Below are 14,036 nucleotides of genomic sequence, written 5' to 3'. Positions count from 1 at the left end.
TCACCGGCCGCCCCTATGCCGCGCACTGCCCGACGATCCAGTCGCAGAATATCCGCGCCTCCGGGCTCAACAAGGTATCGCTCGGGTGCAGCAGATAGAACCCGCGGCCGGTCCGCACCGAGGTCTCGATCGGCCGCACCAGCACCCCGGTCGCCAGCATGTCGTCGGCCAGGTAGCGCCATCCCATCGCGATGCCCTGCCCGCCCATCGCGGCCTGCAGGACCGCCGGATAGTTGTTGATGTAAAGATCCTGTCGCGGCTCGGCAAGCGCGATGTCGTGATGCGCGAACCAGGTGGCCCAGTCCATCCAGTCCCAATGACGCGTCTCGAGATGGATCAACGTCGCGCGCAGCAGATCCTGCGTGTGTTCCATCGGCGCGAGTCGGGCCAGGTACGCCGGCGTGCACACCGGGAAGATCTCTTCCTCGAGCAGGAACCGCGCGTTGCAGGCCGGCCAGTAGCCGTCGCCGAACTGAATCGCCAGGTCCGCGCCTTCCCGGATGTTTCGCGTGTCCTCGTCCGACGCATCGACGTGAATGATGATCTCCGGATGCTCGGCCCGAAACTTCGGCAGGCGCGGAATCAGCCAGTGCGATGCGATCGCCAGATCCGCCGACACCGTGACCGTCGACGTGGACGCCTGCACGCGCAGCTCGTACGCGGCGGCCGCCAGCAGATCCAGCGCCGCATTGACGGTCCGCTGAAACTTCCGCCCGCCGTCGGTGAGCGATACCGCCTTGTGAGACCGCACGAACAATGCGCAGCCCAGCGTTTCCTCGAGCAGTCGGATCTGCCGGCTGATCGCGCTCTGGGTCACGCACAGTTCCTCGGCGGCAGTCGTGAAACTTTCATGCCGGGCCGCTGCCTCGAACGCGGTGAGATACGACAGCGGCGGGAGGTGCTTCAAGCGGCTAACCATTTCGGGGGCTTCTCTCGGGACGGAAGTCGGTAGTATCGTGGCGCGTCGAAGCGGCAGGGCCGCCGGACCGGCGCAACGCGCATTGCCGCCCGAGCCGCGCAGGTTCATCGACGCGAACATCACTGCCCTTTCACCAGTGAAATGCCTCGACCGGCCTGCACCGGCCAAGGGGTCTCTCGATGCGCGGCGAACAGCGCGTCGAGCCGCGCCAGCGTCTGCGCGCGAAACGCCGTGCTGCGCCGAAGCGTCATGTCCACGTGCAGCAAAAGGGCTTCCATCGTAGCAAAGTGTCCGGCGTCGATCGGGTGCCGCATGGTCAGGAAAACCCGACATTTCTTGCTGTCGTGCTCGAGCACGCGGGCCGTGACGACGAACGGCGCACCCAGGCCGATTTCCTTCAGGTAATGAACGACGGTCTGCAGCGTATAGACCGACACCCGCTCGTGAGACCTGAACGCGTCGTCCATCCCGATGCAGTCCAGCCACCGATCGATCGACTCGCTGAACACGCGCACGTAGCACGCGTCGTTCATGTGCCCGTTGTAGTCGATCCACTCCGCGCGTACCTGCCCTTCATGGACCACGAGTTCCGCATGCATCTGGCGCCATCCTTCGACGTGTCGTCAACGTATGCCGGGCGGCGGCGTCCTGACCGGCGCCCGGCGGGTTTCATCGAGCCGCGACCTTCCGCTCGCCCACGACATCGATCGCGCGGGTCGGATACGCCGCATCCATGATCGCCTTGCTCGCCTCGACGATCTTGCGGTCGCGCTCCGCCGCCAGGTCGTGGAATTGCCGGCCGTCCTCTTCCGCCTTCACGCCGTCGACCAGCATCCGGATCGTCTCCGGATCGAGCGTCGGATGGCCGAGATCGTCCCACCAGCGATGGAACGAAGGCGCAAAACGCTCGCAGAAGACACCCAGCCCATGGCCGCCGCTGCCGAGATTGAACAGCATGTGCGGCCCCATGACCGACCATCGCAGGCCCGGGCCGGCAGAGACGGCCTTGTCGACGTCGCCGACCGTCGCGACACCCTCGACCACCAGGTGGATCGCTTCGCGCCACAGCGCCGCCTGCAGCCGGTTGGCGACGTGGCCCGGCACCTCCTTGTTGACCCGGATCGTGACCTTCCCGCACGCGGCATAGAACTGCTCGGCGAGTTCCAGCACGCCGGGCTCGGTCTTCTCGTTGCCCAGCAACTCGACCAGCGGAATCAGATGGGGCGGATTGAACGGATGCCCGAGAATGAAACGGCCCGGGTTCTTCCAGCCCGCCTGCATTTCCTTCACCAGCAGGCCCGATGCGCTGGAACAGACGATCGCGCGGGGATCGAGATGATCCTCGATGCGCTGGTAAAGCGCGTGCTTGATCTCGATCCGCTCGGGCACGCTTTCCTGCACGAACTGTGCGCGGGCCACGGCTTCCTCCGGTGTCGCCACGAAGCGCAGCCGTCCCGGATCGCCCCGCCGGGCCAACCCCAGCCGCTCCAGGCTCGGCCACGCGTGACGCACATAGTCGCGAACGAACGCCTCGCCTTCCGGCGACGGATCGTATACGTCGACCTCCAGCCCGGCCGCCAGAAACAGCGCGGTCCAGCTTGCGCCGATCGTGCCGGCGCCGAGAATGCCAACGACTTCGATGCCTTGAGGCATGTCATGCTGCGTGCTCATCGTGCTCTTCCATCCTGAATTCGAGTATCGGGAGGCAGGCGGTCGATATCCGCCCGCCGGGAGTCATTACAGGTCCAGCACCAGTCGAGGCGATTTCGACCGGGAACAACACACCGCCATCACGTCGTTCGCGCGCTTCTCTTCGTCGGTCAGGATCTGATCGCGGTGCTCCGGCACGCCGTCGACCACGTCGGTCAGGCAGGCGCCGCACACGCCCTGTTCGCAAACCGTGCTGATGTCGAACCCCGCCTGCTTCAACACCTGCAGCACGCTCTTGTCGGCGGGTACGTCCAGGTCCAGGCCGGATTTGCACAGATGGATCCGGAAGGCCGTGTTCACCGCCGCGTCCACCGTCTCGGCCGCGAAGCGCTCGAAATGCACGGTTCCCGCCGGCCAGTGCGAAGCCGCGGCTTCCACTGCGTTCATCAGGCCGCCGGGGCCGCAGCAATAGAGATGGCGGCCCTCCGTCACGTCGGACAGGAGCGACCTGACGTCGAGCCCCTTGCCCGGATCGCCCCCGTCGAAATGCAGGTGCACGTGCGCCGCGAACGGCACGCCGTCCCTCAGGCGATCGACGAACGCCGCGTCCTGCTCGCGCCGCGCGCAGTAGTGCAGCGCGAACGGCTGCCCCTCGCTGAACAGGCGATGCGCCATCGACAGGATCGGCGTGATCCCGATGCCGCCCGCGATCAGCAGCGACGACGTCGCGCCGGCCACCATCGGAAAATGGTTGAACGGCCCGCTGATCCGCACGTGCCCGCCGACGCCCACCTGGTCATGGAGAAAGCGCGAGCCGCCACGGCTTGCCGGATCCTTCAGTACGGCGATCCGGTAGGTCTTCCGGACCCCGGCCGCTTCATAAAGCGAATACTGTCGCGTGATGCCGTTTTCCAGGTGGACGGCCACGTGCGCGCCCGGTTCATAGGCAGGCAGGTCCGCATCGTCTTCCGTGGCCAGTTCGTAGCTGCGAATACCGTTGGCCTCGTCGGCCACGTCTCGCACGATCAGCACTTGCCGGTCCAGCGCACCGCTTTGATGTTGCGTCATCGTTACCTCTGGATCTGGTGAGTGGATGTCGGGTAGCCGCCGGTCCGTCGGCAGGCAATACCCGCTCGCCGAAAATCGTCCGCTACACGTGGGCGATCTGGACGTGCCGCACCGTCGTGTAGTTCTCGAGCGCGTAGACGGACATGTCGCTCCCGTATCCGGAAGCCTTCATGCCGCCGTGCGGCATTTCGGCGGTGGCCACGCCATGCGCGTTGATCCACGTGATGCCGCAACGCAGGCGTGATGCGACCGTCATCGCCTTTCCCACGTCGCGCGTCCAGATCGACGACGCCAGCCCATAGGGGCTGTCGTTCGCGTGATGAATCGCCTGCTCCGCCCCGCTGAACCGCGTGATGGAAATGACCGGGCCGAACACCTCGCGCTGGACGATCTCGTCGTCCTGCCGTGCATGCGCGATGATCGTCGGCTCGTAGAAGAAGCCGCCGCCGGCGACTTCACGCCCGCCGGTCAGGATTTCCACGTGGCGCAGGTCACGCGCGCGGTCCACGAAGCCGGCAATGCGACGGCGATGACCGTCAGAAATCACCGGCCCCATTGCGGTACGCGAATCGTCCGGTGCGCCGAGCCGGATCGACGCGACGCGATTCGCCAGATTCGCGACGAAGGTGTCGTAGATCTTGTCCTCGACGTAGAGCCGGCACGGCTGCGCACAATCCTGCCCGGCGTTGAAGAACGCAGCGCCGCGAATGCCTTCGACGGCCGCGTCCAGGTTCGCGTCGTCGAACACGATGACCGGCGCCTTCCCGCCCAGCTCCATGTGCGTATGCATCAGCTTGCGCGACGATGCTTCGAGAATCCGGCTCGCCGTCGCGGGGCCGCCGGTCAGCGACACGAGATCGAGCTGACGATGGTTGATCAGTGCGCTGCCCGTGGTGGCGCCGCGGCCGACGACCACGTTGACGACACCACGCGGAAAGAGGTCGGCCGCGAGTTCCGCGACACGCAGCGACGTCAGCGGCGTGAGCTCCGACGGCTTCAGGACCACCGGGCAGCCGGCTGCCAGCGCCGGCGCCAGCTTCCACGCCGCCATCATCAGCGGATAGTTCCACGGCGCGATCGATCCCACCACGCCGACGGCATCGCGCCGGATCATCGACGTGAACCCGGCCACGTACTCGCCCGCGCTGGATGCCGACACGCAACGCGCGGCGCCGGCCATGAACCGAAACACGTCGACGGTCAACGGAAGCTCGTCCGTCTTCACCGCGTGCAACGGCTTGCCGCAGTTCAGCGATTCGAGCGCCGCGAACTCGTCCGCTCGCGCCTCGATCTCATCTGCCAGCGCCAGCAGACGGGCCGCGCGCGCGCCCGGCGGCGTCGCGGACCACGACGGGAATGCCGCGGCGGCCGCCGCGACGGCCGCATCGACCTGCTCGTCAGACGCGTCGCGCATCGTGACGACGGTTTCGCCCGTCGCCGGGTTGACGACCGGAAACGCTTCTCCGTCGCCCGCTACCCGCTCACCATTGATCAGGTTCATCGTTTGCATGACTAATCGACCTGTGTGATATCCGGAAAGATGTTCGACCGCCGTCAGAATCCGACCTGGTCGCGGCCCTTCAGGCCCAGCCGCGCGCGGGCTTCGGCGGGCGTCGCGACCGTGAAGCCGAGCTCCTCGACGATGCGCCGGATCTTGCGCACCTGGTCGGCGTTCGACGCCGCCAGCTGGCCGCGATCGATGTACAGGTTGTCCTCGAGCCCGACGCGCACGTTCCCGCCCATGACGGCCGACTGCGTCGCGAATTTCATCTGGTTGCGCCCTGCAGCGAGAACGGACCATTCGAAACCGTCGCCGAACAGGCGTTGCGCGATGCTGTGCAGATGGCTCAGGTTGTCCGTATCGGCTCCCATCCCGCCGAGGATCCCGAAGATCATCTGGATGAAGAACGGTGGCTTCAGCAGCCCCTTGTCGACGAAATACGCGAGGTTGTACAGGTGGCCGAGGTCGTAGCACTCGAACTCGAAACGCGTCCCGTGCGTCTCGCCGAGTTCGCGCAGCGTGTACTCGATATCCTTGAACGTGTTCTTGAACACGAAGTCGCGCGTCATGTCGAGGAACGCGGGCTCCCAGTCGTGCTGCCATTCGGCGTGTTTCTGCAGCATCGGGAAGATGCCGAAATTGAGCGACCCGCAGTTGAGCGACGCCATCTCGGGCTTCGCGACGAGTGCCGCTTCCAGACGCTGTTCGAGCGTCATGCCGAGGCCGCCGCCGGTCGACACGTTGATGATCGCGTCGCTGTTCGCCTTGATGACGGGCAGGAACTGCATGAACACTTTCGGGTCGGGCGTCGGCCGCCCGGTTTCCGGGTCACGCGCATGCAGATGGATGATCGAGGCGCCGGCTTCGGCCGCCGCGATCGATTCCGCCGCGATCTGCGCGGGCGTGATCGGCAGGTGGGGCGACATGGTGGGTGTGTGGATGCCGCCCGTTACCGCGCAGGTGATGATGATGCTGTTCGACATGGAGATGACCTTGACTGTGCAGGTTGGCCGGTGTCGTCGCGATCCCGTTCGCCACGACACACCAGTGTTCGCAAAACGATTCGAGCGCGCCGCCATCGGTCCGGCGATGCGCCGGCGCGCGACGGCATGACACGACCGCGTTACTTCAGCGCGTCCTGATAGGCCTTCAACACCAGCCCGTGGAAGTGATGAAGCGCGTGCTCGCTCATGCCCGACTGCTGCGGATCGCTCACGATCCGGCCGCTTTCGAACGCGGGCGTGCTCATCCCGCGCTGCACGCTCTCGACCAGGTCGATGTCCTCCTGCTGCAGCACGTCGCGGATGTAGTTGATCGCCTCGATCTCCTGCGGCGTCGGCTCGGCGGATTCGAAGTAGAAGTCGTAGGTCTCGATCGTGCGATCGGGCGCCACCGGGATGATGTTCAGCACGAGGAAGTTCGCGCGGCCCGGATAGCGCAGCAGGCACGTGTTGGGCCAGACCCACCACACCGCGTGGTCGTCGCAGGTCGCGCCTTCCACGCTGTAGGCGGTGTTGCCGGTATTGCCGCCTTTCGCCATGTGGCTCGAGTAGATCCCGTGCGTCGTCACTTTGTAGGTGTCGAACTGGAGCAGGCTCACGAAATCCTTGTGGGCGGTCGGGCAGTGGTAGCACTCGAGAAAGTTGTCGACGACGTTCTTCCAGTTCGACCGGATATCGAACTGCAGACGGCGCGCAAACGTCAGCGTGTCGACGTCCGGCGCGAACCGGTCGATCTCGGCTTTCAGGTCGCCGCTTTGCGACGCGAGCGACGCGGCGGCCGGGTCCATGTTCACGTACACGAACCCGCAGAACTCTTCGACCTGCACTTGCGACAGGCAGATCTCTTCTTTCCTGAAGTCGACCAGCGTCTCCGTCATCGGCGCCTGGCGCAAGCCGCCATCGAGGTTGTAGCTCCACGCGTGGTACGGGCACGTGATCACGCGTGCCTTGCCTTCGCCGGCAAGCAGGTGGTGCGCGCGGTGCTTGCAGACGTTGTAGAACGCGCGCAGGCCGCCGGCCCGGTCGCGCACCACGGCAATGCTCCGGCCAGCCACGTCGGCCACATAGTAGGCGCCCGGCTCGCGCACCTTTTCCGCATGACACACCCACTGCCACGATCGACGGAAAACGGCGTCCATTTCCGCGTCAAAGTACTTCGGGTCCGTGTAGCACTTCGCATTCAGCGTCGACGAGGCGGCGACGTCCTTCGCATTGAATGCACGGCCGGCAATCTCGAGGTCCTGCTGCGCGAGACATTCGCTCATTGCATGCTCCTGAAAGGGGGACGGGAATTTCGATTCGGCAAGTTGCGCTTCGGTGCTGAAGTTACGCATCGGCGATTGCCTTCGCAAACGATGAAAAAAAAGCCATTTGCCCCAAAAAAACTTGGGCTGGACCCAGGCACGCGCGGCAACGTCGCGAGCCGGCCGATTTTCATAACTTGATGTCGCAATTGCCGGTTTCCCGTTCCGGCGGCTTCGCTAGCATGGTGTGCATGCGTGGTCCCACTCTTCACGCGTGAACCTGGGTGTCTTTCGAAACCCTTGCCCTGTCACCCCTTACTCCCGGCCCGATCATGAAATCCAGAATGGCTCGCATGCTGGCAACGCTGGTCATCGCGTCGTCGCTGCCCGGCATGGCTTCCGCGCAAGACGACGCAGCGTGTCGACCGGTGCGGCTCTCGAACATCGGCTGGACCGACATTACGGTCACCACGGCGCTTGCGTCGCTGCTGTTCGAGAGTCTCGGCTATCGCCCGACGACGACGCTGTCGTCCGTGCCGATCTCCTTCGCCGGACTGAAAAGCCGCCAGATCGACGTGTCGCTCGGCTACTGGTGGCCCATTCAGGACAAGCAGATCCAGCCGTTCCTCGACTCGCATGCGTTCGTCAAGCTCGACCCGCCGAACCTGTCCGGTGCGAAAGAGACGCTCGCCACGGTCGACTACGCGTACCAGGGCGGGCTCCGGTCCTTTGACGACATCGCCAGGCACCGTGCCGAACTCGACGGAAAGATCTACGGTATCGAACCGGGCAGCAGCGCGAATGCCACGATTCAGCGGATGATCGACAACAACGAGCACGGCCTGCGCGGGTTCAAGCTCGTCGAATCGAGCGAAGCCGGCATGCTGGTCACCGTCCAGCGCGCGGTTCGCGAAAAGAAGTGGGTGGTGTTCATCGGATGGGCGCCGCACCCGATGAACATCCAGGTGCCGATCCAGTATCTCGCCGGCGGCGACGCGTCGTTCGGTCCGAACTATGGGGAAGCGAGGGTGTATACGCTGACGGCCAACGGCTTCGCTCAACGCTGTCCGAATGCCGGGCGGCTGGTCTCGAACCTGCGCTTTACGACCGACATGGAAAACCGTTTGATGCTCGACGTGATGAACAAGACCCGGCCGGATGACGCGGCAAGGGCGTACCTCCGGCAACATCCCGATGTGCTCGACGGCTGGCTCGACGGTGTCACGAGTTTCGACGGCAGGAACGGGCTGGCCACGGTGAAAACGGCGCTCGGACTATAGAGGGCGCGGGCGACATCCATCGCCCGCTTCGCAAACGGAACACCGGAGAAAACGATGGCCGATCGATGGAAGGGGTTCCTGCTCCGCCTGCCGGCGCTCGCCATTCATTGCGCAGCGCTGCTCGCCCGGCATCCGCTGGAGCGATGGTGCTCGATGGCGGAAGATGCGAGGAACCGGCGATGAGATGGCCGGCGTCTGAGGGACGGCGTCCGAGGCCGTGGCGAACGTTCCCCCTCCCGCAGACGCCGGAAAATCAGGACTCGACGTGAATGCGCTGCCGGCCCGCAGCCGCGTGCCTGCGACGACAGACGATTCGCCCGATCGTCACCCCGCCGCCCGCACATGATCGAGCAGCGCCTGCAACGGATGCCGCACCTGCTTCGACGACATCCGCTTCACCTGGCTGCGGCACGAATACCCGGTCGCCAGCGCCTCGCCTTCGTCCTCCGGCCCGTCCACGTGCGCCGCCCACGACTGCGCGTAGATCGTCTTCGACGTCGCGAGATTGCGCGCCTCGTGCCCGTAGGTGCCGGACATCCCGCAGCATCCGGTCGATGCAACCTTCAACCGCAGCCCGCGTCGCGCGAACACCTGCGCCCATTGCTTGCCGCTGTCGGGTGCATTGGTCTTCTCGGTGCAGTGCGGCAGCAACCGGTACGACCCGGTCACACCGCTCGTGCCCGCTTCCGGCAACGCCTGCAGCAGCCACTCCTGCGGCAACGCGACCTTTGGCACATCCGAGAGCCCCGTCACCTTCAGGTACTCCTGCCGATACGTGAGCGTCATCGCCGGATCGAGGCCGACCAGCGCGACGCCCGAGCGCGCCAGCGCGGCCAGCTGCGTCGCATTGCGGATCGCCGCCTTTTCGAATGCCCGCAGAAAGCCCTGCACGTGCAGCGCCTTGCCGTTCGGCGCGAGCGGCGCAAGCCACACCTGAAAGCCCGTGCGCGCCGCCAGCTCGATCAGCGTCGCCAGTTGCTCGGTATCGAAATAGCGCGTGAAGGTGTCCTGCACGATGACGACGCTGCGTGCGCGCTGCGCATCACTCAACGCGGCAAGCGCCTGCGGGTCGGCCGGTTTCACCTGCCATTGACGGATCACGGCCGCGAGATCGAAGCGGCTCAGCAGCGGGCTGTCGACCATGCCGACGTGCCGCTCCAGCACCGTGCGCACCCATCCTGCCCGCATCAGCCCGTTGTACAGCGCGGGCACCCGCGCCATCCACGGCATCGTGAATTCGAGCGAGCCGATCAGGTAGTCGCGCAGCGGCCGCAGGTAGCGCTGGTGATACAGCTCGAGGAAGCGCGAGCGAAACTCCGGCACGTTCACCTTCACCGGGCACTGCCCCGCGCACGACTTGCACGCGAGGCACCCGGCCATCGCGTCGTACACCTCGTGCGAGAAGTCGGCTTCGCCGCTGCGCGCCGCACGGCTGTTGCGCCAGCGCGTGGCAAGGCTGCTCAGGAACGGCTGCCGCGCGCGCGCCGCCGCGACGACGTCGACGCCGGCCTGCCCTTGCAGGCGCAACCATTCGCGCATCAGCGACGCACGCCCCTTCGGCGATTGCACGCGCTCGCGCGTCGCCTTCCACGACGGGCACATTGCGTCGTCCGGGTCGAAGTTGTAGCACGCGCCGTTGCCGTTGCAGTGCATCGCGGTGCCGTAGCTCTGCCACACGCGCTCGTCGATCTGCCGGTCGTGGTCGCCGCGCGTCGGCACTTCGTCGATCTTCAGCAGCCGCATCGTGTGGTCCGGCGGCGTCGCGATCTTGCCCGGGTTGAACTGGTTGTGCGGGTCGAACGCGGCCTTCAGTTGCTGCAGCGACGGATACAGCTCGCCGAAAAACGCCGGCGCATACTCGGAGCGCACGCCCTTGCCGTGTTCGCCCCACAACAGCCCCCCGTGGCGCTGCGTGAGCTCGGCCACCGCATCCGACACGGGCCGCACCAGCGCCGCCTGCTTCGGGTCCTTCATGTCGAGCGCCGGCCGCACGTGCAGCACGCCGGCATCGACGTGGCCGAACATCCCGTAATGCAGCCCGTGACCGTCGAGCAGCGCGCGGAATTCGGCGATGTATGCGGCGAGGTTCTCGGGCGGCACCGCGGTGTCCTCGACGAACGGCTGCGGGCGCGCCTCGCCCTGCACGTTGCCGAGCAGGCCGACCGCGCGCTTGCGCATCGCATACACGCGCTTCACCGCGTCGTCGCCGGCCGCGAGCGTGTGGCCCAGCCGCTCCACGCTCGTATCGGTGCGCAGATGGTCGACGAACGCGCGCACGCGCGCGTCGACGTCATCCGCGTCGTCGCCGCTGAATTCGATCAGGTTGATGCCGAGCGTCGGCCGAGCGTCGTCCTGCGGGAAATACTCGGCCACGCTGCTCCACACGAAATCCTTCATCGCCAGCATCAGCACCTTCGAGTCGACCGTCTCGATCGACAGCGGCTGAAGCGCGAGCAGCGCGCGCGCGTCGCGCAGCGCGTCCATGAAGCCCGCATAGCGCACGTTGACCAGCACCGAATACTTCGGGATCGGCAGCACGTTGAGCTTCGCCTCGACGACGAAGCCGAGCGAGCCTTCGGCGCCGCACAGCACGCTGTTCAGGTTGAAGCGGCCGTCGGGTTCGCGCAGGTGCGCGAGGTCATAGCCGGTCAGGCAGCGGTTGAGCTTCGGAAACTTCGCGTCGATCAGCGCCGCCTTGTCGTCGCTGATGCGTCGCGCGGTGCGGTACACCTTGCCGATGCGGTCCTGCCGCGCGCAGCGGCGCTCCAGCTCGTCGTCCACGAGCGCGTCGCTGTGCAGGTGCTCGCCGCCCATCAGCACGAAATCGAGCTCGAGCACGTGATCGCGCGTCTTGCCGTACGTGCAGCTGCCCTGCCCGCTCGCGTCGGTGTTGATCATCCCGCCGACGGTCGCGCGGTTCGACGTCGACAGTTCCGGCGCGAAAAACAGCCCGTGCGGCTTCAACGCCGCATTGAGCTGATCCTTGACGACGCCCGCCTGCACGCGCACCCAGCGCTGCTCGACGTCGATTTCGAGGATCCGGTTCATGTTGCGCGACAGGTCGACGACCACGCCGTCGGTCAGCGACTGCCCGTTGGTGCCCGTGCCGCCGCCGCGCGCGGCCACCGCGACGTCGCGATGCGCGGGCTCGGCGAGCAACCGCGCCAGCAGCCGGACGTCGTCCGCATGCGCGGGACAGATCACCGCCTGCGGCAGACGCTGGTAGATCGAGTTGTCGGTGGCCTGCACCGTCCGGTTCGCATGGTCGGCGCGGATTTCCCCGGCGAAGCCGGCAGCCTGCAACGCGGCGAGAAAGTCACGGTACGCATGCGCGGGCGGGCTGGCGGGACGGGGCAACGAGGCGATCGACATGGGGTAATGGCGCAGTGTGGGTGGAACCGGCCGGTTCGCGTGGCCGAAACATGATTTTTTAGCAAGTTTCCACGCGACCGGGAATTCCAGTATCTTTGGAACTTCCATGAGAAACAAACGAATTCTGATCCGGCGAATATTGCATAAAACTCATGAATTACCGTCGCCTCACCCCGTCGATGTCGCTGCTGCTCGTGTTCGAGGCCGCCGCGCGGCACGAAAGTTACACGCGCGCAGCCGAAGAGCTGTCGCTGAGCCAGAGCGCGATCAGCCGGCAAGTCCAGACGCTGGAAGACCAGCTCGGCGTGCCGCTGTTCCGGCGCGAGGGCCGCTCGGTCAAGCTGACCGAGGTCGGGCGGCGCTACTTCACCGAGCTGAGCGGCGCGCTGGGGCGCATCCGCGGCGCGACGCTGCAGGCGATGTCCCACCAGGCGGGCGCCGGCACGCTGCGGCTCGCGACGCTGCCGACGTTCGGCTCGAAATGGCTGCTGCCGCACCTGCACGACTTCTACGCCGCGCATCCGGGCGTGACCGTGCACCTTCACTCGCGGATCGGCGGCGTCGATTTCCTCAACGACGACCTCGATGCGGCCATTACCGTCGGCGCGGGCGACTGGCCGGGCCTGCACGCACACCGGCTGTACAACGAGTTCCTGATCGCGATCGCGCCGCCCGACACCGGCAGCCGCCGCAAGGCCGACGCGCATTCGCCGGCGTGGGCCGCGAAACAGACGCTGCTCGGCGTGACGAGCAACCAGCAGGCGTGGGCGGAATGGTTCTCGCACTACCGGCTCGACCATCGCGAGATGCGCATCGGCCCGAGCTTCGAGCTGACGTCGCACCTGATCCAGGCCGTGCGGGCCGGCATGGGGATCGGGCTGGTGCCGAAGGTGCTGGTGGAAGACGAGCTGAGCCGCAACGAGCTCGTGTCGATCGGCGACGCGATCACCAGCCAGCGCAGCTACTACCTCGTCTACCCGCCGGGGAACGAGACGCTGCCGTCGCTCGTCGCGTTCCGCGAATGGCTGCTGAAGTCGTGCTGAAACGCGGCTGCCGGCGGGCCGCTCAGGTGCGCCATTCGCCGAGAATCTGCTCGGCCAGGTAGTCGCACGGCGGGCGCGCCGACTGCGCGCTGCGCGCGAGCACGACCTCGAGTTCGCCCAGCGGCGGCAGCCCGTGGCTTTCCGACAGCTGCACGAGATGATCGGGAATGCAGCAGCGCGCCAGCGGCGCGACCGCGAGCCCGGCCTCCACCATGCTGAGGAGGCCGAGGTGGCTCGGGCTTTCGTATGACATCCGGTACGGGATCTTCCGCCGGTTCAGCGCCTTGACCGCCCGATCGCGCGCCATGCTGCCGCCGTACGTGAAGAAGGCCACCGGCAGCGGCCGCTCTTCCCATACGTTCCGTTTCGACGACCCGGTCCAGACGAGCGGTTCGAGCCGGATCAGTTCGCCGGTCACGCCCTTGATCCGCGTGAGGCATGCGAGGTCGACCGTGTTGTCCTTCAGCATCGGCACCAGCGCGCTGCTCGGCTGGCCGATTACGCGCAGCTCCACGCGCGGATGCATCGCGGCGAACTTGCCGAGCACCTGCGGCAGCAGCGACGAAATGTAATCGTCGGGCACGCCGATCGTCACGCGGCCGCGAATCTCCGGGCGCACGACCGACGCCCATGCCTCGTCGCGCATCGCCAGCATCCGGCGGCCGTATTCGGCGAGCATCGTGCCGTCGTCGGTCGGCGTCACGTTGCGCGTGTCGCGGATGAAGAGCGGCTTGCCGAGCGCATCTTCCAGCGCCTTGATCTGCATGCTCACCGCCGACGGCGACCGGTGCACCACCTGCGCGCCCTGCGCGAACGATCCGGATTCGGCAACGGCCACCACCATCGCGAGCACATCGAGGTCGAGCTTTTTCATCGCATTCAGAAAAACTGATCAATCGATTCAGTTTATCCCGTTTTACTGTTCTTCTCCACGGTCGGACAATGAATCCCGTCAACC

The 14,036-nt window shown here is 66.1% G+C and carries 13 protein-coding genes; 4 read left to right on the top strand and 9 right to left on the bottom strand.

The window, feature by feature from the left end:
• Positions 1-13: 13 nt before the first annotated feature.
• The 6 genes from ACN8ZM_RS37540 to ACN8ZM_RS37515 form a co-directional block, all read right to left on the bottom strand.
• Entirely contained in the window at positions 14-1,039 is a 1,026-nt protein-coding gene (locus ACN8ZM_RS37540) for a LysR substrate-binding domain-containing protein (protein WP_420212994.1), read from the bottom strand.
• The gene (locus tag ACN8ZM_RS37535) at positions 1,039-1,518 is read right to left on the bottom strand and encodes a thioesterase family protein (protein ID WP_420212993.1); all 480 of its coding nucleotides are present in this window, start codon (positions 1,516-1,518) and stop codon (positions 1,039-1,041) included. Before ACN8ZM_RS37535 ends, ACN8ZM_RS37540 begins: the two co-directional genes overlap by 1 nt.
• Before the next feature lie 70 nt (positions 1,519-1,588).
• Entirely contained in the window at positions 1,589-2,590 is a 1,002-nt protein-coding gene (locus tag ACN8ZM_RS37530; protein ID WP_420212992.1) for a 3-hydroxyacyl-CoA dehydrogenase NAD-binding domain-containing protein, read from the bottom strand.
• 66 nt (positions 2,591-2,656) lie between these two features.
• On the bottom strand, positions 2,657-3,637 hold the full coding sequence (locus ACN8ZM_RS37525; RefSeq protein WP_420212991.1) for a PDR/VanB family oxidoreductase: 981 nt from the start codon (positions 3,635-3,637) through the stop codon (positions 2,657-2,659).
• A gap of 82 nt (positions 3,638-3,719) precedes the next feature.
• Entirely contained in the window at positions 3,720-5,147 is a 1,428-nt protein-coding gene (locus tag ACN8ZM_RS37520; protein WP_420212990.1) for a gamma-aminobutyraldehyde dehydrogenase, read from the bottom strand.
• Between the two features lie 44 nt (positions 5,148-5,191).
• Positions 5,192-6,121, bottom strand: a complete 930-nt coding sequence (locus tag ACN8ZM_RS37515) for a 3-keto-5-aminohexanoate cleavage protein (protein WP_011350387.1) — start codon at positions 6,119-6,121, stop codon at positions 5,192-5,194.
• Between ACN8ZM_RS37515 and ACN8ZM_RS37510 the strand changes: the two genes are divergently transcribed.
• Entirely contained in the window at positions 6,102-6,251 is a 150-nt protein-coding gene (locus ACN8ZM_RS37510; RefSeq protein WP_420212989.1) for a hypothetical protein, read from the top strand. The genes ACN8ZM_RS37515 and ACN8ZM_RS37510 overlap by 20 nt on opposite strands.
• Before the next feature lie 10 nt (positions 6,252-6,261).
• On the opposite strand, the gene ACN8ZM_RS37505 is transcribed toward ACN8ZM_RS37510, so the two are convergent.
• Positions 6,262-7,404: an aromatic ring-hydroxylating oxygenase subunit alpha gene (locus tag ACN8ZM_RS37505; RefSeq protein ID WP_043185285.1), complete on the bottom strand. Its 1,143-nt coding sequence runs from the start codon at positions 7,402-7,404 to the stop codon at positions 6,262-6,264.
• A 311-nt stretch (positions 7,405-7,715) separates the two neighbouring features.
• Between ACN8ZM_RS37505 and choX the strand changes: the two genes are divergently transcribed.
• Together choX and ACN8ZM_RS37495 are read left to right on the top strand one after the other, a co-directional pair.
• Positions 7,716-8,663, top strand: a complete 948-nt coding sequence (gene choX / locus ACN8ZM_RS37500; RefSeq protein ID WP_420212988.1) for a choline ABC transporter substrate-binding protein — start codon at positions 7,716-7,718, stop codon at positions 8,661-8,663.
• A gap of 54 nt (positions 8,664-8,717) precedes the next feature.
• Positions 8,718-8,846 carry a hypothetical protein gene (locus ACN8ZM_RS37495; protein ID WP_268988857.1) on the top strand — a complete coding sequence of 43 codons (129 nt, stop codon included), beginning with the start codon at positions 8,718-8,720 and terminating at the stop codon, positions 8,844-8,846.
• A gap of 141 nt (positions 8,847-8,987) precedes the next feature.
• Here ACN8ZM_RS37495 and ACN8ZM_RS37490 read toward each other — a convergent pair whose 3' ends face one another.
• Positions 8,988-12,035: an FAD-binding and (Fe-S)-binding domain-containing protein gene (locus tag ACN8ZM_RS37490; protein WP_420212987.1), complete on the bottom strand. Its 3,048-nt coding sequence runs from the start codon at positions 12,033-12,035 to the stop codon at positions 8,988-8,990.
• Positions 12,036-12,187: 152 nt separating this feature from the next.
• Between ACN8ZM_RS37490 and ACN8ZM_RS37485 the strand changes: the two genes are divergently transcribed.
• The gene (locus ACN8ZM_RS37485) at positions 12,188-13,078 is read left to right on the top strand and encodes a LysR substrate-binding domain-containing protein (RefSeq protein ID WP_420212986.1); all 891 of its coding nucleotides are present in this window, start codon (positions 12,188-12,190) and stop codon (positions 13,076-13,078) included.
• A 22-nt stretch (positions 13,079-13,100) separates the two neighbouring features.
• Here ACN8ZM_RS37485 and ACN8ZM_RS37480 read toward each other — a convergent pair whose 3' ends face one another.
• Positions 13,101-13,952: a LysR family transcriptional regulator gene (locus tag ACN8ZM_RS37480; RefSeq protein WP_043185323.1), complete on the bottom strand. Its 852-nt coding sequence runs from the start codon at positions 13,950-13,952 to the stop codon at positions 13,101-13,103.
• Positions 13,953-14,036 lie beyond the last annotated feature (84 nt).

Origin of the sequence: Burkholderia aenigmatica (genome assembly GCF_048627025.1) — a bacterium.
GTDB lineage: Bacteria > Pseudomonadota > Gammaproteobacteria > Burkholderiales > Burkholderiaceae > Burkholderia > Burkholderia aenigmatica.
The sequence above is the reverse complement of the archived record's forward strand: the minus strand, read 5'-3'. Positions and strand labels throughout refer to the sequence as shown.